Annotated in this window: 1 protein-coding gene; it reads right to left on the bottom strand. The window is 47.3% G+C overall.

The genetic code is table 11. The features are described 5' to 3' along the window. A partial coding sequence (locus LJE08_RS15415) for a cyclic-di-AMP receptor (RefSeq protein ID WP_370633283.1) occupies positions 1-111 on the bottom strand: 111 nt, incomplete at its 3' end. Between the last annotated feature and the right edge of the window lie 168 nt (positions 112-279).

The following is a 279-nucleotide window of genomic DNA, read 5'->3' as shown; positions in this document are numbered from 1 at the left end:
GTTGCCTTCTCTTAAGAAGCCACCCGTCGATGACAGCTTGGTCGCACCGATATTGTTGTCGATAAAAGCATCCCGCAGCTTGCCGGCATCTTTTGGTTGAACGATTGCCATAATCATTTTCATAATAAGCCCTCCTTAAAAAGTCGCGTTAATTAAAACAGTTGCTCAAAGCGCTGATGAATTGCCAAACGAGTTGCTGAAATCACCTGTGTCAGCGGCTGACTGGCGTCAATCGTAACGATGCGATCAGGGTTTTGTCGCGCCAGCTTCTGATAGGCA

This window comes from Holdemanella sp. DFI.5.55 (genome assembly GCF_020593575.1).
GTDB lineage: Bacteria > Bacillota_I > Bacilli_A > Erysipelotrichales > Erysipelotrichaceae > Holdemanella > Holdemanella hominis.
This window is presented reverse-complemented; position numbering and strand designations above follow the sequence as displayed.